Genomic DNA, 25,661 nt, shown 5'->3' with positions numbered 1-25,661 from the left:
CCAAGGCCGCGGTCTAGAGACCGACCTCCTTCATCAGCATGCCGACCTCGGTGTTCGTCATGCGGCGCAGCCATCCGGACTTCTGGTCGCCCAGCGCGATGGGCCCGAAGCGCGTGCGCACGAGCCGTTCGACGGGGAAGCCCGCCTCGGCGAGCATGCGGCGCACGATGTGCTTGCGGCCCTCGTGCAGGGAGACCTCCACGAGGTAGTTCTTGCCGGTGTTCTCCACGACCCGGAAGTGGTCGGCGCGCGCGTAGCCGTCGTCCAGCTTGATGCCGTCCTTCAGACGCTTGCCGAGGTCGCGCGGCAGAGGGCCCTGGATCGCGGCGAGATAGGTCTTCTTCACGCCGTAGCGGGGGTGGGTGAGCCGGTGGGCCAGCTCACCGTGGTTGGTGAGGAGTATGAGGCCCTCGGTCTCGGTGTCGAGACGCCCGACGTGGAAGAGGCGGGTCTCCCGGTTCTGGACGTAGTCCCCCAGGCACTGGCGCCCCTCCGGGTCCTCCATCGACGCGACCACGCCCGAGGGCTTGTTGAGCGCGAAGAAGACCTGTGACTGGGAGGCGATGGTCAGACCGTCGACCTTGATCTCGTCCTTGTCGGGGTCCACGCGGACGCCCTGTTCGACGACGATGCTGCCGTTGACCTCGACCCTGGCCCGCTCGATCAGCTCCTCGCAGGCGCGGCGCGAGCCCATGCCGGCACGGGCCAGTACCTTCTGCAGCCGCTCGCCCTCCTGCTCGCCGAAGGTCTTCGGGAGCTTCCGGGCGGGTCCGGTGTGACGGGCGCGGTTGCGCTCCTCGACCTGCGCCTCGTACTCGCGGGGGCGCGAGGGCGCTGAGGCGTTGCGGGCGCGGGCCTTGGGAGCGCCGCTGCCGGTGACCTTGCGCGGGCCGCTCTTGGCGGCGTTCTTCGCCGCGACGCTCCTCGCCGCCGCTCCGCGGGCCGTGGCGCTCTTGGGGCCGCCCTTCGCGCCACTCTTCGCGCCGCTGCCGGTGCCGGCCGCGGACGCCTTCTTCCCGGCGGCCTTCGGCGTGCTCCTGGACGGGCCCTGCGCGGACTTCCGGGCGGGCTTGCCCCCGCCCTGCTTGGCGCCGCCGTCCGCGGCACGCTGCTCCCCCTTGCCGTAGCGGCGCTCCTCCGGGCGCGGACGGTCCGTCCGCTTCTGCCTGCCTCCGCCCCCTCCGGCTGCCCGGGGGGACTGCTTGCCGCCAGAGCCCCTGTTCTTACGATTGCCGCCGGTGTTGCCGCTGCTTCGCATCAGTGTTCCGTCTGCGTTCTGTCGTGGACTTCGTCGCCGCTGTCATCTACGTCGAACGACGGCATGCCCTCCTGTGAGTCCCCCTCGACGGCGTCCGCCTCGGGAAGGAAGGGCGCCAGCTCCGGGAGCTCGTCCAGGCCGCGAAGACCCAGCCGCTCCAGGAAGTAATGCGTCGTCGTGTACAGGATCGCACCTGTCTCGGGTTCCGCGCCCGACTCCTCGACCAGCCCCCGCTGAAGGAGGGTGCGCATCACGCCGTCGCAGTTGACTCCGCGCACGGCGGAGACCCTGGACCGGCTCACGGGCTGGCGGTAGGCGACGACGGCCAGCGTCTCCAGCGCCGCCTGCGTCAGCCGCGCCTGCTGTCCGTCGAGAACGAAGCTCTCCACGGCCTCGGAGTATTCGGCCCGCGTGTAGAAGCGCCACCCCTCCGCGACCAGACGCAGCTCGAAGCCCCGGTGCTGGCGGTCGTATTCGTCGGCCAGTTCCCGCAGAGCGTCCGAGATCTCGCGCCGCCGGCGCTGCAACACCTTCGCCAGGTGCTCCTCGGTGGCCGGCTCGTCGACGACCATGAGGACGGCTTCCAGGGCGGGCTTCAGCTCCAGTGCGGCGACTCCGTCGACGTCCTCGGGATCGCCGGCGTCGGGGTCATCGGGGTCCGGCCCGCCGGCATCCGCGTGCGTCTCGCTGTTGCCCGCCTGCGCGGCAGCCTCCGCCGCGAGCACCGGCTCGTCCGCCGCTTCCGCCCCCGCCTCCTGGATCTCGTACGTCTCCTCGCTCATGGCTGCATCTCCTCCTCGGACGCGGACTCCTGCCGGGGCTCCCGCTCGTCGTGCTGTCGGGACTCCTGCTCGTCCTGGCGTCCGGACTCCTCCTCTGCCACGGACTCCTGCGCCTGGTCCTGCCGTTCGGCTTCCTTGTCAGGCGCCGGCTCCCGCTGCGGCTCGTGCTTTTCGTCCTGCCGTCCGGATTCCTCCTCGGAGGCCGGCTGCCTCCGGGAGTTCCCCGCCTCGTCCTGCTGTCCGGGTTCCTGGTCGAACTCGTCCGTCACCAGGGGTTCCTTGCCCTCCTCGCCGCTCCAGCGGACGGTGAGCACCCCGAGCGCCTCCTCCTGTTCGAGGGACACCGCCCGCTCGCGGAAGAGTTCCAGCAGGGCGAGGAAGCGGGCGACGACGGTCAGTGTGTCCGGGGCGTCCTGCGTGAGCCGCTGGAAGCTGACCTCGCCGAGCTCCCGCAGCAGGGCCACCACGACCTCGGCCTGCTCGCGCACGCTCACCAGGGGTGCGTGGATGTGCTCGACGTACACCTGCGGCTTCGGCTTCGGCTGCATCGCCTTCACCGCGAGGCGTGCGAAGCCCTCCGGGCCGATGCTGATGGCCACTTCGGGCAGCAGCTCCGCGTGATGCGGCTCGAGGCCGACCGTACGGGGGTGGCGGTGCGCCTCCTGCGCCATCCGCCCGGCGAAGATCCCGGCGATCTCCTTGTACGCGCGGTACTGGAGCAGCCGCGCGAAGAGCAGGTCGCGGGCCTCCAGGAGCGCGAGGTCCGCCTCGTCCTCGACCTCGGCCGTGGGCAGCAGCCTCGCGGCCTTCAGATCGAGCAACGTCGAGGCGACGACGAGGAATTCGGTGGTCTGGTCGAGGTCCCAGTCGGGGCCCATGGCGTGGATGTACGTCATGAACTCGTCGGTGACCTTGGAGAGAGCGACCTCCGTGACATCCAGCTTGTGCTTGGAGATGAGTTGCAGAAGGAGGTCGAAGGGACCCTCGAAGTTGTCCAGCACGACCTTGAAGCGCCCGTCGTCAGGCTGCTCCTCGTCCTGCTTCTCCTGTCCGTCCGGGACGAGCGGCGCCGGGTCCTCGCCGCTGGGGGTGGCGGCATCGGAGTCCGTGCCGGGCTCCTGCTGCTGCTCCTCCACGGGCTCCGGATCGGACTCGGTTCCTGCCTCCGGACCCGGCGCAGGATCCGGCACCGGTTCCGCGTCAGGCGCGGGCGTCGGTTCCGCGTCTGACGCGGGCGTCGGTTCCGCGTCTGGCGCGGGCGCCGCTTCGGGCACGGGCGCCCGCTCCGGTACGGGATCGGCTTCCGGTACGGACTCGGCTTCCGCTTCCGGTACGGGATCGGGCTCCCGTACAAGCTCCTGCGCCGGTTCGGGCCCGGGCTCCGGGCCGGACCCGGGCTCCGGCTCCGGCCCGTCCGCGAGCTCAGGTCCCCGCTCGGCCGGCCGCTCCTCGACGGGCTCCGGCTCCCACCCGGGGCGCCCCACGCCCGAAGGCGACGTCGTACCGGGCCCACGCCCGAGGGAGCGGCGGGCGGCGCGGGGCGTCGTGCGGGCGTTGTCGTCAGGACTGGGCATCGCGGGGCAGCGTACTGGGGAGGAGCCGGTGAGGGCGTTCCGGCTCACTCATGTGCCCGCGCTTTCGGATGTGGTGGCGCACAGGAATGTTTCAGCGCCCCCGCAGCCGCCGTACGAGGATGCTCGCGTCCCCGCGGGATTCCAGATCGGCCAGGACGACGGCCACGGCCTCGCGCACGATGCGGCCGCGGTCCACGGCCAGGCCGTGTTCACCGCGCAGCACGAGGCGTGCATGCTCCAGGTCCATCAGTTCCTCGGCGGAGACATAGACGGTGATCTTCTCGTCGTGCCGCTCGCGGCCGCTCGGGCGCCTGTTGGCTCCGCGCCCGCCGCGCCGTGGCGAACCGGCCGCCTGCTGACGGCTCCTGGGCTCGGCGGCACGCGGACTCTTCGGCTGCTGCGGTGACTTCGCGGGGCTGCCGGCCGCAGCCGTCTGCCCCGTCCGCCGGGACGGGATCTGGGCTTCCGAGCCCGTCTGACCGCCGCCGCCCGAGGCGGCCTGCGACGTGCCCTGGCCGGGCACCGCCGGGCGCGGTACGGACCGGCCCTCCTGGCCTTCGCCGCCCTCACGGCCCGAATGCTCACCGCCGCCCGCGGTGGCCGGGCCACCGCCCGGCCCCGCTCCGGTCTCACCGGCGGAGTCGTCACCCTCCCCCGCGGCGCTGTGCTCGCTCTGCCCGCCGTCCTCGGTACGGGCGCCGGCGTCACCGTCGGCCGTGGCCTCAGCGGTGCCCGTGGAGTCCTGTTCGCCGGCCGGTGCCGGAACGCGGGTGGTGGACGGTGCGCTCTTGCCCGACGGCTCCTCGCCGTTGGCGTGGTTCTGGTTCGCGGGGGACGACGGCTGGACCGCTGAGCCCCCGGTCGTACGGAACAGTTCGTCAGCTGCAGGAAGACTCACTCGGCGTGGCACCGGGCGAGCACCTCCCTGGCGAGCTGGCGATACGCGGCTGCACCGACGGAGTTGGAGGCGTACGTCGTGATCGGTTCACCCGCGACGGTCGTCTCCGGGAAGCGGACGGTACGGCCGATGACCGTGTGGTAGACGTTGTCGTCGAATGCCTCGACGACGCGCGCAAGAACCTCGCGGCTGTGCACCGTTCGCGAGTCGTACATCGTCGCCAGGATGCCGTCGAGTTCCAGCTCCGGGTTGAGCCGCTCCTGCACCTTCTCGATCGTCTCGGTGAGCAGGGCGACACCGCGCAGCGCGAAGAACTCGCACTCCAGCGGAACGATCACCTTGTGCGCCGCCGTGAGCGCGTTCACGGTGAGCAGGCCGAGCGAGGGCTGGCAGTCGATGACGATGAAGTCGTAGTCGTTCATCAGGGGTTGGAGGGCGCGCTGCAGCGTCGACTCGCGGGCGACCTCGCTGACGAGCTGAACTTCGGCCGCCGAGAGGTCGATGTTACTCGGCAGCAGGTCCATTCCCGCCACGGCCGTCTTCAGCAGCACCTCGTCGGGAGCCAGGCCGCGCTCCATCAGGAGGTTGTAGACCGTGAGTTCGAGCTCCATCGGATTCACGCCGAGCCCCACCGACAGCGCACCCTGAGGGTCGAAGTCGACGAGCAGCACGCGCCGTCCGTACTCCGCGAGCGCCGCACCCAGGTTGATGGCGGAGGTCGTCTTGCCGACGCCGCCCTTCTGGTTGCACATCGCGATGATCTTCGCCGGGCCCGGTTCGTTGACCGGGCCGGGGATCGGGAAGTACGGAAGCGGGCGCCCGGTCGGCCCGATCCGCTCGCGGCGCTGCCGTGCGGCGTCGGGCGCGAGCGTGGCCGCGTACTCGGGGTCGGGTTCGTATTCCGCGTCCGGGTCGTAGAAGTGCCCTTCGGGCAGCTCGCCGTAGGGGACGCGGTGCGGGTCACTGTAGTCGGCGAGTTCGGCGGACTCGTCGCCCGCCGAGTTGCCGGCCATGGCGTTCACTTGGCGGCCGTCCATGCTCTGTTGGGCTGTCGTGGTCGGTGATGCGTTCTGGTGGGCGGCGAAGGTGCGGACAGCGACGGAGCCGACATCCTCGGACCCCGAGGACCCCTGGCCCCGCGCAGGTGCTCCTGGTTGACCACCCCCGGGAGAAAATGTCGACTCATTCACAAGTCGTCCTACCTCCTTGGTGACCAGGAAACTTCTAGACAGATCAGCGTGACACCATGCCGATGATTGGCGACTCTATGGCGTGTCGGCCGTTCGCAGCAACACAATCCACCGGAGACGGCACGATGTGTCGAGCTGCGAACACTTCGATGTCAAGAGCCAATGTGGCCCACGGAGCCCGTCCGGGCGGGCCGCGGGACGGCCCGAAGACCCGCGAACGGGGCGGTCCGGGCCCGTGGTTGAGCGGTTGTCACAGCCCCGGAAAGCCGTCACCGGCCCTGCCGTCGCGGTGGCGGCAGCAGGGCCGGTGACATCCGGTGACATGCCCTCAATGGCAGGTCGGCGGCATTGACTTGCGCTGTTGACGTGCCGAATCAGCCGAGCAGCGTGCCGAGTTCGCGGCTGCCGAGACCGTGCGCCTCGGCGACGGGTCCGTAGAAGACCTCCCCGTCATGGACGTTGAGCCCCTTGGCCAGGGTCGCGTCCTGCCGAAGGGCGTTCCGCCAGCCGCAGTTGGCCAGCTCGACGATGTAGGGAAGCGTCGCGTTGGTCAGCGCGTACGTCGACGTGCTGGGCACCGCGCCCGGCATGTTCGCGACGCAGTAGAAGACCGACTCGTGCACCTGGAAGGTCGGTTCGGCGTGTGTGGTCGGCCGGGCGTCCTCGAAGCAGCCACCCTGGTCGATCGCGATGTCGACAAGAACACTTCCCGGCTTCATGCGGGAGACGAGCTCGTTGCTCACCAGCTTCGGCGCCTTCGCACCCGGGATCAGCACCGCGCCGACGACCAGGTCCGCCTCGAGGACGGCACGCTCCAGCTCGTATGCGTTGGAGGCGACCGTGCGCACCTTGGTGCCGAAGATCCGGTCGGCCTCGCGGAGCTTGTTGACGTCCTTGTCGAGGAGCGTGACATGGAAGCCCAGCCCGATGGCGATCTGCGTGGCGTTCCAGCCGGATACACCGCCGCCGATGACGACGGCACGCCCGGCCTGCACGCCCGGCACGCCGCCGGGCAGCACACCGCGCCCGCCGGCGGAACGCATCAGGTGGTACGCGCCGACCTGAGGGGCGATGCGGCCGGCGACCTCGGACATCGGGGCGAGCAGCGGCAGGGCGCGGTTGCTCGTCTCGACCGTCTCGTAGGCGATGGCCGTCGTGCCGGAGTCCAGGAGCGCGTCGGTGCACTCCTTGGAGGCGGCGAGGTGGAGATAGGTGAAGAGCGTCTGGTCCTTGCGCAGCCGCCCGTACTCCTCGGCGACCGGCTCCTTGACCTTCAGCAGCATGTCGGCGGTGGCCCAGACCTCGTCGGCGGAGCCCAGGATGGTGGCTCCGGCAGCGACGTACTCCTCGTCCGGGATGGAGGAACCGAGTCCGGCTCCTTGCTCCACCGTGACCTGGTGTCCGTTGCGTACGAGTTCGTGCGCCCCGGCCGGGGTGATGGCCACGCGGAACTCGTTGTTCTTGACCTCGCGGGGGATGCCGACCTTCACGTCGATCACGGTCCTTGACTTCGGGTTGTTTCGGAAGCGCCCGCACCTGTGGGCGCGGGAGCATCCGTGGCGCACATCCCGATACGGCAGCACGTGGGAGGTATATACCGGCTTGTCGCGTGGACGGCCACGGCTCAGCCAGTCTAATGAAGGATCGCGCGCTGTCCAGCCTTACAAACAAGGAATCTTTTCAGTTCTGGCTATTGGTTTCTTAGGTCTACTCCACGTGGACCGTCAGGTTGTGCGAATCCAGCAGCTCATCGGCCGCGCGGCGGTGCTTTCTGCCCGTCCGTACGTCTCCCGTCCGGTCGCAGGCGTCGGCGAGCCTGAGCAGCAGGGCCGCCCGCAGTCGCACGTCGTCCGCCTCCTGCGCGACCTGGAGGGCCTGACGGCACACACGCACCGTCTCCTGCGGACGTCCGGCACGCTCGTGGACCCTCGCGAGTTCCGCCAGCGCGCGGGCGTGGGCGCCCGCGTCGCCCAGCCTCCGGAAGTTCGCCGCCGCCGCACGCCACTCGCGCACTGCCTCCCCGAAGCGCCCTGCGGCGGTGTGCACGGCGCCCAGGCGTCCGTGGATCCGGGCCGCTGCGGCAAGGGCTTCGCGGGTCTGGTGGTGGACGAGGGCGCGGCCGTACCAGTCGGCCGCGCGCTCCAGATCGCCCATGTCCTCGTAGGTGGAGCCGATGGACTCCAGGGCACGTGCGGCCGCGGGATGGTCCTGTGTGCGTGCGTCACGGCCGCTGCCGCTCTCTCGGCCCGTGCGCTCCCGGCCGCCGCCTTCGTTCCCGTCACCGTCGCGGGCCGCCTCCAGTGCTGCCCTGTAGCGCTGGAGGGCCCGGGAGTGGCGGCCCGTACGGGCGTCCAGGTCTCCGAGGTTGAGCAGCGCCGCGGCCCGCTCCCGCTGCAGGGCGGCACGTTCGGCGACGTCGAGCACCAGCTCGTGCAGCCGGTACAGCTCCGGGGCCGCCTCCTCGGGCGAGCGATGCGCGTCGAAGGCGCGCGCCAGTGCGGAGATCAGCCGCCGCGCGAGGCCGTCGAGCCTGCCGCCGCCCTCCGCCACGGCGAGCCGGGCGGCGGCGAGTATCGCGGGACGCCGGGCCTCCAGCCATTCGCGCGCCTCGCGGCGCGTGGCGAAGCGGACCGTACGCGGCAGGAACGCGAGCCTCTTGCGGGCCTCGGAACCCTCCGGCTCGGTGACGGCGTGGCAGGCCCGCAGCTGCCGTACCGTCCGCTCGAGCATCCGCGCGCGGGCGAACACCGTCTCATCCGGGCCCTCGTGTTCCGCGAGTTCGGCGCGCAGCAGCGGGTCCAGGCAGCGCGGCACCGCGTAACAGCCGGGCGCGAGGGCGCTGGTGCGCAGCAGACCGAGCCGCAGGAACTCCTCGAGGATCTGGCGGGCGGCAGCCACCGGACAGCCCGAGAGCGACGAGGCCGTGTGGGCGTCGACGAGGCCCTCCGGGGCCAGAGCCAGCATGCGCAGCACCCGGGCCGGAGTCCTGGGCAGGGAGTCGGCGACGAGCCGGAAGGCGCGCTCCAGCGGGTCGGCCTGCGGTAGTTCGCCGAGCTGTTTCGCGGCGTCGGCCACGGAGAGCTTCGGCCGTGCGGCGAGCCATCCGCCCGCCAGGACGAGGGCGGCGGGCAGGTATCCGCAGGCCGCGGCGACGAGTTCGGCGCTGCGCGGATCGACGGTCGTCCGGTGCGGGGCGCCGGCCCGTGAGGCGAGGAGCGACACGGCGGCGTCGCGGTCCAGCCCTCCGACGGTGCAGGGCCGCACGTCCGGCACTCCGGTCAGCGGCCCGGCGGCGACGGCGACGACGAGGCAGTCACGGGTGTCGGGAAGCAGGTCGAGTACCTGCTCGGGCAGGGTCACATCGTCCAGGAGCAGCAGCACCTTCCGGCGCCCCAGCTCCGTCCGGAGCGTCCCGGTCAGCTCGTCCTCGTCGGCTCCGGCCGGGACGGGGTCAGGGCCGAGGGCGGCCAGCAGGTCGCGCGCGGTGCGTTCCGTGGGGACGGGAGTGCCGCCGGGCTCGGTGAGACGGGCCCGCAGGATCCCGTCGCCGAAGGTGTCCGCCGCCTGCCGTGCGAAGGCCTCCGCAAGCGCCGTACGGCCGGAGCCCGGTCTGCCCGCGACGAGCAGCACACGGCTGTGCGGCGAGGGGCGTCCGGAGAGCGTGTGCAGACCCGCCTTCTCCATGTCGGCCCGCATCTGCGCGAGTTCGTCGTCGCGTCCGGTGAAGTGGCCTGCGGGTGCGGGGACCGCGGCTCTCCCGGCCGCTCCGCAGCCGTCGCGGGGGGCGCCGATGGATGCATCGTCCGTGCCTGCGGGCGGCACCGCCTGATCCGTCACGGCCACGCTCCCGTCCACCTGCGTCTGCGCGTACGAGCCCCGTCGCAGCAGCGACCGGGAACGCACAGAGCGTAGTTCACCGCAGGCTGCGGCATGCGGTGCGCACGCCGCAGGCGCCGGATGTCAGGCCGCCCCAAGGCCACCGTCTCTCGGGGCTGATGCGAACAAGTAAGTCAAGCCTTACTTTAATTTGTTTTCTCCGCATACTGAGTGGCCGGCGAAGGGACGGCTCGAATGCGGACGGACGGCAACGTGGCACGGCAGGTCGCGCTCGAACGCGGCGCTGTCGACCTGATGTACCAGCGCCTGGACGAATTGGCCGCGCAGGCACACGCTGCGCGCCGGAAGGCGCTCGCTACCGAGACCGAGAGCGCGGAGGATCTGTATGCCCGCGATGTCGAGATCGCGCGACTGACCCGCGCCATCGCCGAGTTGCGCGCCGGGGAGCGGGCGCTTTGCTTCGGCCGGGTCGATGCGTCCGGGGGCGACTCGGTGTACATCGGCCGCAAAGGCCTGCGCGGAGAGGAGGACGGCGCAGTGCTGCTGGTCGACTGGCGGGCGGAGGCCGCTCGCCCGTTCTACACAGCGACCGCCGCATCTCCGATGGGCGTACGCCGACGCCGTCACCTGCGCCTGGACGACCGACGAGTCGTCGCGGTCACCGACGAGATCCTCGACGGATCCACGCCCACCGACGCCGACGTCATCGGGGACGGCCCCCTTCTCGAAGCGCTCGGGCAGGCGCGAACGGGCCGGATGCGTGAGGCCGTTGCAACGCTCCAGGCCGAGCAGGACACCATCGTGCGCTCGCCCCATCAGGGAGTGACCGTTGTGCAGGGCGGGCCCGGCACCGGCAAGACGATCGTCGCACTGCACCGTGCCGCCTACGTTCTCTACGCGCACCCCCGCGTCGCGAAGCAGGGTGTTCTCCTGTTCGGTCCGAACCGCCGGTTCCTCGACTACATCTGCGACGTGCTGCCCTCGCTGGGCGAGAACGACGCTCAACTCGCCACCGTGGCGGACCTGGTGGGGCTCGCACCGGACGCCGGCGAACCCGACGCGGCCGCGCGGACGAAGGGCCGGGCAGAGATGGCGGCGGCGCTCGCCGGGTGGGTGCGCGAACGGCAGCCGCACGGCGTCCCGCTGGCGGTGCGGATCGGGCTCGACACCGTCACGCTGCGCCCGGAGACGGTCGACCGCGCCCGGCGGGAGGCGTTCCAGGGCGCCACCGGGCACAACCGCGCCCGCGGGGTCTTCAAGGAGAGCGTCGTCGACGAGCTCGTGGAGCTGCTGGAGAAGCAGACGGAGCAGAGCCTCGAGGACATCGACGCGGACGTGGCGTCCGTTCTGGGCATCGACCTCGACAAGGCCGTGGCCCACGATCTGCGCGCCCTCGGTCTCGACGGTTCCCCCGCCGCCGCGGGTGCTCCCGGGTTCGACCCCGACCGGGTTCGTGCCGCGCTCCTCGATGACGCCGCGCTCGACGCGGCGATCGAGACCGTGTGGCCGCGGCTGCACGCCACGGACGCCCTGCGGCAGTTCCTCGCCGAACGTGCCGCGGCCGGCGGCTTCCCCACCGCCGAGGAGGCGGCACCGCCGGCGCCCCGCAGCCGGGAGAGCGGCCTCACCCGTGCCGACCTCGTGCTGCTCGACGAGGCGCGCAGCCTCATCGACGGGCCGCCGGAAGCGGTCTTCGGCCACATAGTCGTCGATGAGGGGCAGGAGCTGACCGAGATGGAGTGGCGGATGATCATGCGCCGCTGCCCGTCGCGATCGATGACGGTGGTGGGCGACTTCGCCCAGGCCGGGTCGGCCACGACGATCCCGTCCTGGTCGGCGGCGCTGGCCCCCTTCGTCGGGACGCGCTTCACCCGGCACACCTTGACCGTCAACTACCGCAGCACCGCCGAGATCCTCGCGGTGGCTTCCCCGCTGCTCGAGCGGATCGCGCCGGACCAGGACCCGTCACGTTCGATCCGCCACGGAGACCCGCCCCGGACCTTCGAGGTCGCCGACGCCGAACTCCCCGACGCCGTCCGGCGTCACGTTCTCGAACTGGCCGCGCAGTTCCCGGACGAACTCATCGGGGTCGTCGGCGCCGACGGGCGAACGGCGGCGCTGGCAGCCGCACTCGAAGGGACGGGGGCGAGCGTGGTTCCGGCGCGGGAGGTCCGCGGCCTGGAGTTCGACACCGTTCTGGTCATCGACCCGCCGGCGATGGAGACCGGCCGCGCCACCGGCACGCGTGATCTGTACGTGGCCGTCACGCGCGCCAACAAACGCCTGTTCCTGTACCGGCCCCCGGCCGGTTGACCGGGCCGGTTGACCGCACGCGGAGGACCACCCGGAGGATCGGTGCCCCGGGCCCGATCCGCCCCCGCCGGACGCTAGTTCTCGAACGGGCGGGCGGGCCACGGCGCGTCGGCCGGGCGCAGCGATTCCAGGCCGGGACCGGAACGGGCGGCGGTGAGCGCCAGAACGCCGACCACGAGGCAGTTGTTGTGCAACTCCCCCGCCAGCACGCCGCGTACGAGATCGGCCACGGGCACGCGCGCCAGCTCCATGTCGGCCTCCTCCTCGGAGACCTCGTAGCGTTCGCCGTCGGCGGCGCCGATCTCACGCGCGAGGAAGATGCGCACGGCCTCGTCGGAGCCGCCGGGGGTCGTGTAGACGTCGGCAAGCACCCGCCAGTCCTCCGCCTTGACGTGCGCCTCCTCGTACAGCTCGCGCCGTGCCGCGTGCAGGGGGTTCTCACCGGGGACGTCGAGGAGCCCGGCCGGGATCTCCCACAGCTTCTCCCGCACCGGGTGCCTGTACTGGCTCAGCACCAGCACCCGGTCCTCGTCGTCGAGGGCGAGCACGGCGACGGAACCGGGGTGCACCTGGTAGTCGCGGCGGACGACGGAGCCGTCGGGCATGACGACGTCGTCGGTGCGCACGCCGGTCTTCTTGCCCTCGAAGGGCAGCGCGGTCGAGGTGACCTCCCATGCCTCGGGAGCGTCTGCGATCTGCTTTCCGGACTGCACCGGCAGCGTGTCCTCCGTCATGTCTCAGCCCTCGCCCTGCTGCCGTGCCACGGCGGCCGCGACCAGTCCGGCGAAGAGCGGGTGCGGGCGCGTCGGCCGCGAACGCAGCTCGGGGTGGGCCTGCGTGGCGACCAGGTACGGGTGCACCTCGCGGGGGTATTCCAGGTACTCCACCAGCTTGTTGTCCGGTGAGGTGCCGGAGAAGACCAGGCCGGCCTTTTTCTCCAGTTCGCCGCGGTAGGCGTTGTTGACCTCGTAACGGTGGCGGTGGCGTTCCTCGACGTACGGCTCGCCGCCGTACACCTCACGCACGATGGAGCCCTCCGCGAGCTTCGCGGGGTAGAGGCCGAGCCGCATGGTGCCGCCCATGTCGCCGTCGCCGGCGACGATGTCGAGCTGCTCGGCCATGGTGGAGACGACCGGGTGTGCCGTGCCCTGCTCGAACTCCGTGGAGTCGGCGCCCTCGATGCCCGCCAGGTTCCGCGCGGCCTCGATGACGATGCACTGCAGGCCGAGGCAGAGGCCCAGCAGAGGAACCCGGTTCTCGCGCGCGTAGGTGATGGTCGAGAGCTTGCCCTCGACTCCGCGCTCACCGAAGCCGCCCGGAATGCAGATCGCGTCGCAGTCCCCGAGCTGCCTGCGTGCGCCCTCCGGGGTTCGGCAGTCCTCGGACGTGACCCACTTGACCTTCACGCGGGCGTTGTTGGCGAAGCCGCCCGCGCGCAGCGCCTCCGTCACTGACAGATAGGCGTCGGGCAGGTCGATGTACTTGCCGACGAGCGCGACCGTCACCTCGTGGTCCGGGTCGTGGACGCGGCGCAGCAGGTCGTCCCACTGCGTCCAGTCGACGTCGCGGAAGGGCAGGTCCAGCTTGCGCACGACGTAGGCGTCGAGGCCCTCCGCGTGCACGACCTTCGGGATGTCGTAGATGGACGGGGCGTCCTTGCAGGCGATGACGGCGGAGTCGTCGACGTCGCACATCAGCGAGATCTTGCGCTTGATGGAGCGGGGCACGTCCCGGTCGGCGCGCAGCACGATCCCGTCGGGCTGGATGCCGATGCTGCGCAGTGCGGCCACGGAGTGCTGGGTCGGCTTGGTCTTCAGCTCCCCGGCCGGGCCGATGTAGGGAAGCAGCGAGATGTGCACCACGAAGACGTTGTCCCGGCCGACCTCGTGGCGCACCTGGCGCACGGCCTCGAGGAAGGGCAGGGACTCGATGTCGCCGACCGTGCCGCCGACCTCGGTGATGACGACGTCCACGTCGTCGGTGGCCAGGCGGCGGATGCGGTTCTTGATCTCGTTGGTGATGTGCGGGATGACCTGCACCGTGTCGCCCAGGTAGTCGCCTCGGCGCTCCTTGGCGATGACGCTGGAGTAGATCTGCCCGGTGGTCACGTTCGCGGATCCGTCGAGGTCGACGTCGAGGAAGCGCTCGTAGTGCCCGATGTCCAGGTCGGTCTCGGCTCCGTCGTTGGTGACGAACACCTCGCCGTGCTGGAAGGGGTTCATGGTGCCCGGATCGACGTTCAGATACGGGTCGAGCTTCTGCATCGTGACGCGCAGGCCCCTCGCCTTGAGCAGCGCGCCCAGGCTGGAGGCGGTGAGCCCCTTGCCGAGTGAGGAGGCCACACCCCCCGTGACGAAGAGGTGCTTGGTCGTCCTGGACGTGGGCGGCAAAGCCAAGAGGTGCTCCCGTGGTAGCGAGGTGAGGTGCGCACCGGCGCCCTGGCCGCAGAAGTACTGGGCCCGCAGCGGTGCGCAGCGGATGTTCAGGGGTACCGTCGCTGCGGCTCGGGGGGCTTCCGTGCCGGAGATTCGAGGACGAATCCGGGAACTCCCGCCCACCGGTCCACGGGCCACCAGGGTATCAGCGACCCTCCGCGGCTGTGTCCCGCCGTGTGCCCGACTGCGTCCGGCGTCACAGCTCAGGGGGCTTCGGCGAGCGCTCGGCCGTCCCCTACGGTGAGGGCATGGTCGCACCTTGTGAGCGGCTCGGTAGAGGCTCGGTCTTCAGCTCATCCATAGTGGCTAGAGCGCGGGGCGGAGCTCTTCGCTCCGTCGTATCCTGCTCGGACGCTCGATCGGACGCATGATTGAGTGTGACGGAAATCCGCAGGTCATCGCACGTCCCAAGGGGCGAGCCACAGTTCGACTGGAGATATACGTGGCTGGGCGCATCGAAGATTACGCACTCATCGGGGACATGCAGACAGCAGCCCTGATCGGCCGGAACGGCTCGGCTGACTGGCTGTGCCTGCCGCGCTTCGATTCCCATGCGGTCTTCGCCAGTCTCCTCGGCAGGGGAGAGCACGGCTGCTGGCAGGTGGGCCCCGCCCCCGCCAACGGCGCCGAGCCTCCGAAGGCGGACCGCCGGCGCTACCGCGGCGACTCGCTCGTCCTGGAGTCCGAGTGGGACACACCTCGCGGCACCGTCCGCGTCATCGACTTCATGCCTCCCCGCGAACAGCACGCGCCGCAACTGGTGCGGATCGTGGAGGGCGTCAGCGGCCGGGTGCCGATGCGTTCCGCCCTGCGGATGCGCTTCTCCTACGGATGGGTCGTGCCGTGGGTGCAGCAGATCGACGGCCGCACGGTCGCGGTCGCGGGGCCCGACTCCGTGTGGCTGGACACCGAGGCCGAGACCTACGGCAAGGATCTGACCACGTACGCGGACTTCACCGTCTCCCCCGGCGAACGCGTCGCGTTCACCATCAGCTGGCAGGCCTCGCACAAGAGCCCACCGGCGGAGCCGGATCCGGAATCCGCGCTGGAGGCGACGCAGGAGTTCTGGCGGGAGTGGGTCGACCACTGTACGTACCACGGTCCCTACCGGGAGGCGGTCGTCCGGTCCCTGATCACGCTGAAGGCACTCACGTACGCGCCGACCGGCGGCATCGTCGCGGCTCCGACCACGTCGCTGCCGGAGTGCATCGGCGGCATGCGCAACTGGGACTACCGCTTCACGTGGCTGCGCGACGCGGCGATCACGCTGTCGTCCCTGCTGCGCACCGGCTACCACGACGAGGCGCTGGCCTGGCGCGAGTGGCTGCTGCGCGCGGTCGCCGGCGACCCGGAGAACCTGCAGATCATGTACGGCATCGCGGGTGAGCGGGAACTGGGCGAGGCCGAGCTCAACTGGCTGCCCGGATACGAGGGTTCGACGCCGGTGCGGATCGGCAACGGGGCGGCCGGGCAGCTCCAGCTCGACGTCTACGGGGAGGTCACCGAGGCCCTGCACCTGGCGCACATGACCGGCCTCTCACGCAACGACTACGCCTCGCTCCTCCAGCTGAAGCTCATCAGCTACCTGGAGGACCACTGGGACGAGCCGGACGAGGGCATCTGGGAAGTGCGGGGCCCCCGGCGGCACTTCGTGCACTCCAAGGTGATGGCGTGGGTCGCGGTCGACCGTACGGTCAAGCTCATCGAGTCCGGTGACGTGGACGGCCCGCTGGACCGCTGGCGCGACCTGCGCGACGAGATCCACCGCGACGTGTGCGAGAAGGGCTACGACAAGGAGCGCAACACCTTCACCCAGTCCTACGGTTCGCGCGAGCTGGACGCCTCGCTGCTGCTGATCCCGCAGATGGGCTTCCTGCCCCCGGACGACAAGCGTGTCATCGGGACGATCGAGGCGATCCAGCGGGAGCTGTCCACCGAGGACGGTTTCGTGATGCGCTACCCGACCTCCCAGGTCGACGGCGAGAACGTCGACGGACTCCACGGTGAGGAGGGCGCGTTCCTCGCCTGTTCCTTCTGGCTCGCCGACGACCTGGCGATGATCGGCAGGGTGGAGGAGGCGCGGAAGCTCTTCGAGCGGCTGCTCTCGCTCCGCAACGACCTGGGGCTCCTCGCGGAGGAGTGGGACTCGCGTCTGCAGCGTCAAGTGGGCAACTTCCCACAGGCGTTCAGTCATGTGCCCCTGATCGACACGGCGCTGCGGCTGACCGCCTCCGGCGCGTACGGCGGCTGACCCGGGCCACCGGACTGGAACTCCCCGCATACGTACGGGGACAGGGCGCACGAACGGATCCACGCCCGCTGCCCGGCGACAACCGGCAGCGGGCGTGGAGTTGAGGGAACGTCAGGAACGGGGCCTCCCCGGGCCAGAACCCCCGGGGACCCGGCGGGTGGGCGCGGGCCCCGTGACCGTTTCCCTCAGAACGGGGTCAGCGTCAACGTCATTTCGCCGGCCCCGCCGTCTTCGATGTAGGAGGCGAAGCTCGCGACGTCGTCGAATGCGAAGCCGTAGGCCTTGCCGTCCTCTGTGGCCGCGTGCATGGCCTTCGAGTACTGGTGGGCGAACTTGCCCTTGTAGAACTCGGCCGGGTCGGTCGTCGGCTGGGACGCCGTCGAGGCGAGCGTGGTCCGGTTGAACGCGGCGCCGAGGATGGCGGCCACCGGACCGGTCGTGCCGTCGTTCGGTGCCGCGAGGGCACCGTCGCAGAAGAGGATGTCCTTCGTGCTGGGCTTGTTGAAGGAGACCTCGGCCGGCCCGGTGAAGGAGAGCTTGTCGCCGCTGACCTTGCCGGTGAACTTGCCTGCGTTGGTCGTGACGACGAGTTCCTTGCCGGAGTAGGTGCTCCACACCTCTTCGACGTAGGCGTCGAAGAAGTTCTCGGCGAACTTCCCCTCGCCCAGGCCGTGTCCGGGAGCGATGACGCGCTTGTCGTCGATCACCAGGTCGGAGAAGCCCTCGGCGGCGGCGACGTCCTTGAAGATCTTCTCGCGTCCGCCCTCCTTCAGGGTGCCCGTCGTCTGGTCCTTGTCGCCCTTGAGCTGGATGGACAGCGGCACGCTGAACATGTCGACCATGGTGGTGTTGCAGTACATGGCGCCGTTCTTGTACGTGAACTCCGCGCAGTCGTGCAGCACTCCGAAGTTGGGGTCGGACGCCACCCAGCCCGCCGGGTAGGCCAGCGCGGCCTTCCCGTCGCCGCCCTCGACCGCCTTGATCTTCAGCTTGTCGCCGAGCGCGAAGTAGATGCGTCCGGACATCTCCGGCAGCTTCAGCGTCGTCTCGCTGCCCGAGAGCGGGATGGCGTAGTCCGTGAAGCCGTCACTGCCGTTGTCGCCCGCGGAGACCGGCTTGAGCTCGCCCTCCGGGGTGACGTGGACCTGGTTCGTGCCGTCGTTGCCGACGATGTAGACGTGGACCGACTTGTTGTCGAACTGGCCGCTCTTGTTGACGATCTTCAACGACAGGGGGCCGGCGGCCTTGCCGGCCTTCTTGCGTGTCACACCGCCTGCCTGCGTCACGAGGAGACCGGCCGCCGGCAGGGCGACCGCCGATGCGGCGGCACCGCGGATGAGGGACCTGCGGCTGATCACTTGGAGGCACCTCCGGTGCTTTCGACCGACACGTAGTCGACTGTCAGGGAGCCGCCGGACTTGGTGGCGGCGGTGGGGGTCTTCGAGCCCGCGACACCGTCGGGGAAGGCGCCGCCCATGGCGAGGTTGAGCAGGATGAAGTGGCCGTGGTCCGTGGCCTTCGACCACGTCCCGGCATCGATGTCCGACTCCTTCACGGAGTGGAACTGCTCGCCGTCGACGTACCAGCGCAGTTCCTCGGTCCCGCCGCTGCGGTCGAGTTCGATGGCGTACTCGTGGAAGTCCGCCTTGCAGTCGCCGGCGCACTCGTGCGCCTTGCCGATGCCGGTCGTCTCGTTGCACGGCCCACCCGGGTTGGTGCCGCAGTGCAGCACTCCGTGCGTGGTGTTCTGGCCGTTGACGTTCTCCATGATGTCGAACTCGCCCACACCGGGCCAGTTCTGATAGTTGCCCCGGTAGGCGTCGCCCAGGGTCCAGAAGGCCGGCCAGTAGCCGAGCGCCTCGTCTCCGGAGACGTTCGGCAGCTTGAGGCCCGCCTCGATGCGCAGCTTTCCGCCCTCGGGGGCGGCGAAGTCGGTGCGCTTGGTCTCGATGCGTGCGGAGGTCCAGTTCTCACCGTTCTTCAACGCGGTGATCTTCAGATGGCCATCGCCGTCGAGCTGCAGGTTCTCCGGGCTGTCGGTGTACTCCTGGATCTCGCCGGTGCCCCAGTTCGCGGGCCCGCCCGGGTAGTTGTGCCCCTTGTCGATGATCCAGTCGTCGCCGGACGGAACGGATCCGGCGGCGCCGTCGAAGTCCGTGCGCCAGACCTCCTCGAGCGCCGGCGCCTTCTTCTGCTTCTGCGCCGAGTTGCCGCCCTCGTCGGCCTGGGCGTACGGGGCCACACAGGTCCCGATGGCGGCCAGTGCCGCGATGCCGGCAAGTGCCCAGCGCCGTCTGTCGCTCTTCAAGAGCATGACTTACGCTCCTCGTTGGTGGGGGGTGAGAGCGCTCTCACGTCATGCACAGCACACTGCCCACCGAACCCGGCATTGGTCAAGACCTAGGCAAAGAATGGGAGTTGTTCGTGCACACTTTCCGCGAGTCCCGCCCGACACTGGAGGCCGTGGCGGCCCATGCCGGGGTCTCAAGGGCGACGGTGTCGCGGGTGGTCAACGGGGGGCCCGGCGTCCGCGAGGAGATCCGCGAGAAGGTGCGGAACTCCGTCGAGGAGCTGGGTTACGTGCCCAACAACGCCGCCCGCACCCTCGTCACCCGGCGCACCGGTGCCGTGGCCGTCGTCATCGCGGAGCCGGAGAGCCGCGTCTTCGCCGACCCGTTCTTTGCTCAGCAGTTGCGGGGTATCAGCCGCGAACTGGCCGATCACGACACCCAGTTGCTGCTGATGATGCTGGAGCGGCAGAAGGACTACGCGCGCATCGGACGGTATCTGTCGGCCGGTCACGTCGACGGCGCCCTGATGTTCTCCCTGCACGGCGACGACCCCCTGCCCGCCATGGCACGCCGGTCGGGTCTGCCGGCGGTCTTCGGCGGCAGGCCCGGTTGGCCGGGAGCCGAGGAGGAGGCGGATCTGCTCTACGTCGACACCGACAACCGGGACGGCGCACGGCAGGCCGTTGCTCATTTGCAGGAGCGAGGGCGGCGCACCATCGCCGTCATCAACGGGCCCCTCGACCAGACCTCCGCCCTGGACCGGCTGCACGGCTACTGCGACGCCTTGGGCGTCGGCGTCCACGAGGCGAACCGATCACTCGTCGCGCAGGGCGACTTCACCGCCGAGGGCGGCGAGCGTGCCATGGCCCGTCTGCTCGACGCCGCCCCCTCGCTGGACGCCGTCTTCGCGGGGAACGACCTGATGGCCTCCGGTGCGCTGCGAACGCTGCGGGCCCGAGGTCGCCGCGTGCCCGAGGACGTGGCCGTCGTCGGCTACGACGACCTGGAACCCGCCGCCTGGGCCTCACCGCCCCTGACGACGGTGCGTCAGGACGTGGAAGGCATGGGCGGGATGATGGCCGAACTGCTGCTGCGCCGCATCGGGCTGGCCGTCGGTACGGACGCGGCGCCGCCCGCGCCTGTCATCACGCCGGCCACGCTGGTCGTGCGCGAGTCGAGTTGAGAGCCCTCAACGAGCAGGACGGGGGCGGGAGTCGGGCGGTGCTTCAGGGATCGTAGGCAACGGAGACGGACCGGGTCGGGGGGCGGGACCCGGGGCGGGACCTTGGACGGCCGTCCCGCCGAGCAGGGCTCAGGGACGCGCTCCGGTCAACTCGTCGTAGACGCTGAGGACATGGGCCACCGTCGACTCCTCCGTGGGCCACTCCGCCGCGCGGGCCAGGCCGCGCGCGACGAGGCCCTCACGGCGCTCGGGATCGGCCAGCAGTCCGCCGACGGCCGCCGCGATGGCACGCGCGTCTCCGTAGGGGACCAACTCCGCGGCGTCGCCGACCAGTTCCGGCACACCCCCGACCGAGGTGGCGACCAGCGGAACCCCTCCGTGCAGCGCCTCCTGCGCCAGCAGCGGACGGCCCTCCCAGCGTGAGCTGAGAAGGGCCACATCCGCGCCGGCCAGCAGCTCGAAGGCGTCGTCACGCCGGCCCAGCAGCCGTACGGGCAACTCCTCTTCGACGATGCGCCGTTGCAGCTGGGCGCGTTGCGGCCCCTCGCCCGCGATGGCCAGCAGAGGCGGCGGATCCAGGTGCCGCCAGGAACGGGCGGCGCTCAGGGCGGTGCCGTAACCGTGACGGTCGTCGAGACGCCCCACGCTGAAGACCAACGGACGCCCCACCGCCCCCACTTCGGCGCGCGACTTGTGCTGCGCCCGGCTCTCCACGGCGGCCCGCGGCTCCAGCGGGGCCTCGTCGCGGGCCGGACCGGGAAGGACGACGGGCGCGAGGCGTGCGTCGCGGGCGCCGCGCCGCCGGGCCCGGTCGACGAGGTCTGTGGTGACGGCGAGAACGACCGACGCGCTGCACGCGACGCGACGCTCCATCAGCCGCCGCAGCGGCGCCCGCGCAACGGAGGCGTTGCTGCGGTGATGCCAGGTCACCACGAGCGGGGCCCGCCCGGCGCGCCCCGACAGAGCGAGGGTGGTGAGTGCCAGGAGCCCGGCACGCACGCCGTGCGCGTGCACGAGGTCGGCGTCCGCACACAGCCGGCGGAGCCCCGCCGCCGCCTCCGGCTCGTTGCGCGCGGGGAGCGGTGCGAAACGGGCCCCGGCGCCGGTGAATCCGTACACCTCCTCGGCGCCCGACGGCGCGCAGACGGTCACCCGCAGGCCGCGCGCCACGAGTCCCTCCGTGAGCGAGCGCACATGGGCGCCGGTGCCGGCACTCGCACCGTCCACGACCTGGACGGCGTGCTGCGGCTCCCGGACGGCTGAGGGTGGGGGCGGCGTGGGGGGAAGGCTCACAGCAGGTCGAGCTCCAAAGTGGTCCGGTCGGAGGAAGGGCGTCGGCGTGCGGGACGGCAGGCCGTGCGGGACTGGCCCAGCATGCCAGTCGAGGCCGGTGCCCCGTCACCGCACCGGAGTCACCGGTGCGGCACATCGCGCCCAGTACCGTACCGCTATCACTCACCCAGGTGACGGCGCATGTACTACGAGGTCGGCCGGCTGACGAAGTCCGCGCAGAGGCTCGCCGAGGCCACCCTGCTCGGAGCGTCTTCCGGTCTGCCGGAGTCCTTCAGGACCCGGGGGGGGTACTGCGCAGCGCCCGCTACGTCACGCCGGCCCAGCGGGACGCGTCCGCTGCGCTGCGCTCCACCGCCTCCAGGACGCGCTGGACCTGCAGTCTGTCCGCGAAGGACGGATGCAAGGACGCTTCCGGGTCCGCCGCCGCCGTCACGAAGTCGTGTATCTCGTGGACGAATGCGTGGTCACAGCCCAGGCCGTGACCGGGCGGCCACGATGCGTCCAGGTAGGGGTGGGCGGGCTCGGTGACGAGGAGGCGCCGGAGGCCGGCTTCGGTGTCGGCCGCGGTGGCGTCGTGGAAGTGGAGCTCGTTCATCGACTCGAAGTCGAAGGCGAGGGAGGCCCGGGAGCCGTTGACTTCGAACCGCAAGGGCGGCCGCATGGGCGGCACAAGACCTGTGCGGCGGCTGTTACATCCCCCGGGAAGCCACGCCCGGCGCGCGCATTCTTCTCATTCCGGGCCGTGGTTGGACCCCGGAACGCGCTTGCCGCCAGGCTCCGGCGCGGGCGTCCTCGCAGGCGCTCGCCCTCCGTCAGGAACCCGAGCGCGCCGCCTCGAGCAGTTCCTCCGCGTGGGCCCGGGCCAACTCGGAGTCCTCCTGGCCCGCGAGCATCCGGGACAGCTCCCGCACCCGGGACTCTCCCTCCATCGCCTGGACGCCGCTGTGCGTGACGGAACCATCGTCGGTCTTCTCCACGACCAGATGCCGGTCGGCGAACGCGGCGACCTGCGGAAGGTGCGTGACAACGACGACCTGGGCCGACCGCGCCAGCCGTGCAAGCCGTCGTCCCACCTCGACCGCCGCCTTGCCTCCGACCCCCGCGTCGACCTCGTCGAAGAGATACGTGGGCACCGGGTCGGCACCCGCGAAGACGACCTCCACGGCGAGCATCACGCGCGAGAGCTCACCTCCGGAGGCGCCCTTGGCCACGGGACGCGGCTGCGCCCCGGGGTGCGGCGCGAGCAGCAGCTCGACCTCGTCCGTGCCATGCGGCCCGAACGCGACGCTGCGGCCGTCCAGTTCGAGCCCGATGGCGCCGGCGGCCGCGTCGCTTCGCCCGAGCGCGAAGGAGACCCTGGCGTGCGGCATGGCCAGCTCGGACAGCTCCTCGGTGACGGCGTCCGCGAAGCGCTTCGCCGCGTCCGTACGGGCGTCGGTCAACTGCTGGGCGAGATTTGTGAGTTCGGTGATGAGGGCGTCGCGCTCGGCGGACAGTTCGCCGATCCGCTCGTCGTCCCCCTCGAGTTCGGCGAGGCGTGCGGCGCTCTCCTCCGACCAGCTGAGGACGGCGGCGATGTCCTCGCCGTACTTGCGGGTGAGCTGGGCCAGTGCCGCGCGCCGCTCCTCCACGGCGGCGAGCCGGAGAGGATCGGCGTCCAGGTTGTCGGCGTATCCGGCGAGTTCGCCGGCGACGTCGCTCATCAGGATGGAGACCTCGCCGAGCCGATCCGCCAGCGAGGCCAGCGCGGGGTCGTGCGCGCGCTGTGCCTCCAGGGCGCGGTGCGCGGCCGAGACCAGCGCCGCCGCGTCGGAGTTCTCGGGGCGGCCGGGGTCCTCGGGGTCACCCGCGAGGGCTCCGTGTGCGGTGGTGGCGGCGGAGGCGAGGGCTTCGGCGTGGCCGAGGCGCTCGGCCTCGGCTGCGAGTTCGGTGTCCTCCCCCGCGAGCGGCTCGACGGCTGCGATCTCCTCCAGGCCGAAGCGGAGCATGTCCGCCTCCTGTGCGCGTTCGCGCGCGAGGGTGGTGATCTCGTCGAGTTCGCCGCTCACGCTGCGCAGCCGCTGGTACGCGGTCGTCCATCTGGCCAGCGGTGCGGAGACGGCCTCACCGGCGAAGCGGTCCAGGGCCTGCCGCTGGCGCGCGGGGCGCAACAGCCCCTGCTGGTCGGTCTGTCCGTGCACGGCGACGAGGTCGTCGCTCAGCTCGGCCAGCAGCCCGACGGGCACGGACCTGCCGCCGACGTGCGCACGTGAGCGCCCTTCGGCGGAGAGCGTACGGCTGACGAGCAGTGCCCCGTCGTCGAGTTCGGCTCCGGCCTCGCTCGCGCGGACCGCGGCGGACGACTCCGGCGGCACGACTATCCGCCCCTCGACCACCGCTGCCTTGGCTCCGGCCCGTACGAGGGCGGCGTCCGCCCGTCCGCCGAGCAGCAGCCCGAGGCTGGTGACGACCATGGTCTTGCCCGCTCCGGTCTCACCGGTCACCGCGGTGAAGCCTGGGGACAGTTCGACGACAGCGTCGTCGATGACGCCCAGGGACCTGATCCGCATCTCCTCCAACACGGGTACGACCATACGCAGTCCGCGGAGGTACCCCCACCCCAGGCCCGGAAGGGGTGGTCGCCCGGTCGTGGGAGGCGGCGCGCGTCAGTGCGGCGCGCCGCGCCAACCCGCCACCGGCAGCGCGAACTTGGCGACGAGCCGGTCCGTGAACGACGCGTGGTGCAGACGTGCCAGCCTGACCGGCACGGATCCTCTGCGCACCTCCACGCGCGCACCCGCGGGGAGTTCGACGCTGCGTCTCCCGTCGCACCACATCACGCCGTGCGGCGTCTGCGGCTGCACCTCCACGGCGAGCACCGACTCCGGCGCCGTCACGAGCGGCTTGGCGAAGAGCGCGTGCGCGCTGATCGGCACCATCAGCAGCGCCTCGACCTCGGGCCAGACCACGGGACCGCCGGCGGAGAAGGCATAGGCCGTGGAGCCGGTGGGTGTGGCGCACACGACACCGTCGCCGCCGAACCGGGAGACGGGACGGTTGTCGACCTCGGTGACGACCTCCAGAATCCGCTCACGGGAGGCCTTCTCCACGGACGCCTCGTTGATGGCCCAGTCGCGGTGCACGATCCGTCCGTCGGTGCGCACGAGGACGTCGAGCGTCATGCGCTCCTCCACCTCGTAGCCCCGGGTGACGACCCGGTGCACGACCTCTTCCAGGTCGTCGCGCTCGGCCTCCGCGAGGAACCCGACCCGTCCCAGGTTGACGCCCAGCATCGGCACGCCGGAGGCGCGGGCGAACTCGGCGCCGCGCAGCAGCGTCCCGTCGCCGCCGAGCACGATGATCAGCTCGCAGCCCTCGACCGCGTCCTCCGTGGACGGCACCGTGCGCACGGAATCGGGCAGCGGCAGGGCGCCGGCCTCCTCCTCCAGCACCCGCACGCCGATGTCCTTGCGCAGCAGGCCCTGTACGACCAGTTCGGCGCTGCGTACGGCTGCTCCGCGGCCTGTGTGGGCGAGCAGGAAGACCGTACGGGCGTCACCGGCTGTCGTCATTTCGGACCCTCCGCCACAGCTCGCTCGACATCGGACGCGTCGATCCCGGGTGCACCGGCGCGCAGCCAAAGAAAGTATTCGACGTTGCCGGACGGCCCCGGCAGCGGACTCGCCGTCACCCCCAGCGCGCCGAGGCCCAGCCGTGCGGCGTGGCCGGCGACCCCGAGGACGGCCTCCGTGCGCAGCTCGGCGCCGCGCACCACGCCGCCGCTGCCCAGCCGTTCCCTGCCGACCTCGAACTGCGGCTTGACCATGAGCACCAGGTCGGCGTCCGGCGCGGAGCACCGCACGAGGGCGGGGAGCACCAGCCCGAGGGGGATGAAGGACAGGTCTCCCACGACGAGGTCCACCGGGGTGCCGTCCACGTCGTCCAGCGTCAACTCCCGTACGTTCGTGCGGTCCTTGACGGTGACGCGTTCGTCGCTCTGCAACGACCACGCGAGCTGCCCGTAGCCGACGTCCACGGCCACGACCTCGGCGACGCCGGCGCGCAGCAGTACGTCGGTGAAGCCGCCCGTCGAGGCGCCGGCGTCCAGGGCGCGGCGGTCCTTGGTGCGCAGGCCGAGCGGCCCGAACACCTCGAGTGCGCCCGCGAGTTTGTGGCCGCCGCGCGAGACGTACTCAGGGTCGGAGTCGTCGGCGCGTACGACGACGGCGGCGCTGGTCTCCACCTGCGTGGCGGACTTCGCGGCGATGTTGCCGCCGACGGTGACCCGTCCCGCGGCGATCAGCTGGCTGGCGTGCTCGCGCGAACGGGCCAGATTGCGGCGCACCAGTTCCGCGTCGAGTCGGCGTCGGGGCAACT

18 protein-coding genes and 1 pseudogene are annotated in these 25,661 nt (G+C 71.1%); 3 read left to right on the top strand and 16 right to left on the bottom strand.

Features of this window, described 5'->3' with window-relative positions; all coding sequences use genetic code 11:
* Positions 1–13: 13 nt before the first annotated feature.
* From G4Z16_RS27755 to G4Z16_RS27725, 7 genes are all read right to left on the bottom strand, one after another.
* A complete protein-coding gene (locus G4Z16_RS27755) occupies positions 14–1,258 on the bottom strand; it encodes a pseudouridine synthase (protein WP_197353345.1) in 1,245 nt (414 codons plus the stop codon).
* Positions 1,258–2,040, bottom strand: a complete 783-nt coding sequence (gene scpB / locus G4Z16_RS27750; RefSeq protein ID WP_197353344.1) for an SMC-Scp complex subunit ScpB — start codon at positions 2,038–2,040, stop codon at positions 1,258–1,260. The genes G4Z16_RS27755 and scpB overlap by 1 nt, the downstream gene beginning before the upstream one ends.
* Positions 2,037–3,614 carry a segregation/condensation protein A gene (locus tag G4Z16_RS27745; protein ID WP_197353343.1) on the bottom strand — a complete coding sequence of 526 codons (1,578 nt, stop codon included), beginning with the start codon at positions 3,612–3,614 and terminating at the stop codon, positions 2,037–2,039. Before G4Z16_RS27745 ends, scpB begins: the two co-directional genes overlap by 4 nt.
* Before the next feature lie 91 nt (positions 3,615–3,705).
* Positions 3,706–4,512, bottom strand: a complete 807-nt coding sequence (locus G4Z16_RS27740; protein WP_197353342.1) for a hypothetical protein — start codon at positions 4,510–4,512, stop codon at positions 3,706–3,708.
* Positions 4,509–5,702: a ParA family protein gene (locus G4Z16_RS27735; RefSeq protein ID WP_197353341.1), complete on the bottom strand. Its 1,194-nt coding sequence runs from the start codon at positions 5,700–5,702 to the stop codon at positions 4,509–4,511. The genes G4Z16_RS27740 and G4Z16_RS27735 overlap by 4 nt, the downstream gene beginning before the upstream one ends.
* A 374-nt stretch (positions 5,703–6,076) precedes the next feature.
* On the bottom strand, positions 6,077–7,192 hold the full coding sequence (gene ald, locus G4Z16_RS27730; RefSeq protein WP_197354964.1) for an alanine dehydrogenase: 1,116 nt from the start codon (positions 7,190–7,192) through the stop codon (positions 6,077–6,079).
* A gap of 217 nt (positions 7,193–7,409) precedes the next feature.
* The gene (locus G4Z16_RS27725) at positions 7,410–9,539 is read right to left on the bottom strand and encodes a hypothetical protein (RefSeq protein ID WP_425508185.1); all 2,130 of its coding nucleotides are present in this window, start codon (positions 9,537–9,539) and stop codon (positions 7,410–7,412) included.
* Positions 9,540–9,773: 234 nt separating this feature from the next.
* Here G4Z16_RS27725 and G4Z16_RS27720 point away from each other — a divergent pair, with 234 nt between their 5' ends.
* A complete protein-coding gene (locus G4Z16_RS27720) occupies positions 9,774–11,852 on the top strand; it encodes a HelD family protein (RefSeq protein WP_197353340.1) in 2,079 nt (692 codons plus the stop codon).
* A gap of 74 nt (positions 11,853–11,926) precedes the next feature.
* On the opposite strand, the gene G4Z16_RS27715 is transcribed toward G4Z16_RS27720, so the two are convergent.
* Both G4Z16_RS27715 and pyrG read right to left on the bottom strand, forming a co-directional pair.
* Complete coding sequence (locus G4Z16_RS27715) at positions 11,927–12,586, bottom strand: NUDIX domain-containing protein (protein WP_197353339.1); 660 nt, start codon at positions 12,584–12,586, stop codon at positions 11,927–11,929.
* A gap of 3 nt (positions 12,587–12,589) precedes the next feature.
* Complete coding sequence (gene pyrG / locus G4Z16_RS27710) at positions 12,590–14,242, bottom strand: CTP synthase (protein ID WP_197354962.1); 1,653 nt, start codon at positions 14,240–14,242, stop codon at positions 12,590–12,592.
* A 481-nt stretch (positions 14,243–14,723) separates the two neighbouring features.
* On the opposite strand from pyrG, the gene G4Z16_RS27705 reads away from it, so the two are divergent.
* The gene (locus tag G4Z16_RS27705) at positions 14,724–16,538 is read left to right on the top strand and encodes a glycoside hydrolase family 15 protein (protein ID WP_197354961.1); all 1,815 of its coding nucleotides are present in this window, start codon (positions 14,724–14,726) and stop codon (positions 16,536–16,538) included.
* Positions 16,539–16,723: 185 nt separating this feature from the next.
* Here G4Z16_RS27705 and G4Z16_RS27700 read toward each other — a convergent pair whose 3' ends face one another.
* The gene (locus tag G4Z16_RS27700; RefSeq protein WP_197353338.1) at positions 16,724–17,896 is read right to left on the bottom strand and encodes a beta-1,3-glucanase family protein; all 1,173 of its coding nucleotides are present in this window, start codon (positions 17,894–17,896) and stop codon (positions 16,724–16,726) included.
* Positions 17,893–18,852 (bottom strand): glycoside hydrolase family 16 protein, encoded by a 960-nt coding sequence (locus tag G4Z16_RS27695; RefSeq protein ID WP_197353337.1) that lies wholly within the window; start codon positions 18,850–18,852, stop codon positions 17,893–17,895. Before G4Z16_RS27695 ends, G4Z16_RS27700 begins: the two co-directional genes overlap by 4 nt.
* Before the next feature lie 110 nt (positions 18,853–18,962).
* Between G4Z16_RS27695 and G4Z16_RS27690 the strand changes: the two genes are divergently transcribed.
* On the top strand, positions 18,963–20,012 hold the full coding sequence (locus tag G4Z16_RS27690) for a LacI family DNA-binding transcriptional regulator (protein ID WP_246531100.1): 1,050 nt from the start codon (positions 18,963–18,965) through the stop codon (positions 20,010–20,012).
* 129 nt (positions 20,013–20,141) lie between these two features.
* Here G4Z16_RS27690 and G4Z16_RS27685 read toward each other — a convergent pair whose 3' ends face one another.
* The 5 genes and pseudogenes from G4Z16_RS27685 to G4Z16_RS27665 all read right to left on the bottom strand — a co-directional run bounded on the left by G4Z16_RS27685 (position 20,142) and on the right by G4Z16_RS27665 (position 25,659).
* Entirely contained in the window at positions 20,142–21,305 is a 1,164-nt protein-coding gene (locus G4Z16_RS27685; RefSeq protein ID WP_197353335.1) for a glycosyltransferase family 4 protein, read from the bottom strand.
* 304 nt (positions 21,306–21,609) lie between these two features.
* Positions 21,610–21,954: pseudogene (locus tag G4Z16_RS27680) on the bottom strand (gfo/Idh/MocA family oxidoreductase); the annotation flags it as partial.
* A gap of 163 nt (positions 21,955–22,117) precedes the next feature.
* Complete coding sequence (gene recN / locus G4Z16_RS27675; RefSeq protein ID WP_197353333.1) at positions 22,118–23,878, bottom strand: DNA repair protein RecN; 1,761 nt, start codon at positions 23,876–23,878, stop codon at positions 22,118–22,120.
* Positions 23,879–23,950: 72 nt separating this feature from the next.
* A complete protein-coding gene (locus G4Z16_RS27670; protein ID WP_197353332.1) occupies positions 23,951–24,856 on the bottom strand; it encodes an NAD kinase in 906 nt (301 codons plus the stop codon).
* A complete protein-coding gene (locus tag G4Z16_RS27665; RefSeq protein ID WP_197353331.1) occupies positions 24,853–25,659 on the bottom strand; it encodes a TlyA family RNA methyltransferase in 807 nt (268 codons plus the stop codon). Before G4Z16_RS27665 ends, G4Z16_RS27670 begins: the two co-directional genes overlap by 4 nt.
* Positions 25,660–25,661: the final 2 nt, after the last annotated feature.

The organism is Streptomyces bathyalis (genome assembly GCF_015910445.1).
Taxonomy (GTDB): Bacteria; Actinomycetota; Actinomycetes; order Streptomycetales; family Streptomycetaceae; genus Streptomyces; species Streptomyces bathyalis.
This window is presented reverse-complemented; position numbering and strand designations above follow the sequence as displayed.